Origin of the sequence: uncultured Tateyamaria sp. (assembly GCF_947487805.1) — a bacterium.
In the GTDB taxonomy this organism is placed as follows: domain Bacteria; phylum Pseudomonadota; class Alphaproteobacteria; order Rhodobacterales; family Rhodobacteraceae; genus Tateyamaria.
Window position 1 is genome coordinate 1 of the sequence record NZ_CANKXW010000016.1, and the last position, 1217, is coordinate 1217.

Sequence of the window (1217 nt, forward strand, 5' to 3'; positions counted from 1 at the left end):
TGATCAGCCCCACTTGAGTGGTCCAATTTGATTGTTAGTGCATGATCGGCCTTTGGTCCATCTGGACGATGGTTTCAGGGGCCGGCGGGCGGTAACCCAGAGTACTGTGTGGTCGTTTGGTGTTGTAGTGTTTTCTCCATTCTTCGATCAGGATTTGTGCTTCGCGCAGGCTGTAGAAGACTTCGCCGTTCAGGAACTCATCCCGGAAGCGAGCATTGAAGCTTTCGCAGTATCCGTTTTCCCAAGGGGAGCCTGGTTCGATGTAGGCGGTCCTCGCGCCCACGGCCTTGATCCATTCTTGGACGGTCTGAGCGACAAACTCCGGGCCATTGTCTGAACGAATAAATGATGGGATGCCGCGCAGAATGAACAGGTCGCTCAGGGCATCAATCACGTTGCCTGAGTTCAGCTTGCGATCCACACGGATGGCGAGACATTCCCGGCTGTATTCGTCGATGATATTCAGCGTCCGGAAAGTCTTTCCGTCGTCAGTTCGGCAATGCACAAAGTCGTACGACCAGACATGATCGCGATGCTCCGGCCGAAGCCGAACGCATGATCCGTCATTCAGCCAAAGCCGCCCCTTCTTTGGTTGTTTCATTGGCACTTTCAGCCCCTCTCGTCGCCATAGTCTTTCAACCCGCTTGTCGTTCACATGCCATCCCGCGTCCCTCAGCAGTGCAGCGATCCGACGATAGCCGTAGCGGCCATATTGTCGGGTCAGCTCGATCATATCGGCAACGAGGCGATCTTCGTCAGAACGGCCAACTGGTACTCTGCGCTGCGTGGATCGATGTTGCCTCAGAACACGGCAAGCACGGCGTTCGGAGACGTTCAGCTCAGCTCGAACTCGATCAATACAGGCACGGCGACGAGCGGGGCTCAGAAGTTTCCCTTCGCAGCTTCCGCCAAAATAAGTTTGTCCAGCGTCAGATCAGAAACAGCCTTGCGCAGCCGCTCGTTCTCTTTCTGCAGACGCTTCAGCTCCTTCAATTGATCCGTGCCCATTCCACCGTACTTCTTCTTCCAGCGGTAATAGGTTTGTTCAGTCACACCAATCTGCCGGATCGCATCCAGACGCAGCATCCCTTGCCCCGTCAGAACCTCAACCTGCCGTAATTTCGTGACAATTTCCTCGGGCTTCGGTCGCTTGTTTGCCATGTGTTTCCTCCGTTTTCCTAAACATAGCGGAGGACCACTTCAGTGGGGGATGACCA

The 1217-nt window shown here is 54.8% G+C and carries 1 protein-coding gene; it reads right to left on the reverse strand.

From position 1 onward, the window contains the following. Positions 1–34: 34 nt before the first annotated feature. A protein-coding gene (locus tag Q0949_RS20595) for an IS3 family transposase (RefSeq protein ID WP_299377007.1) occupies positions 35–1161 on the reverse strand; the annotation gives its coding sequence in 2 pieces (ribosomal slippage) (positions 35–897 and positions 897–1161; 1128 coding nt in all). Positions 1162–1217: the final 56 nt, after the last annotated feature.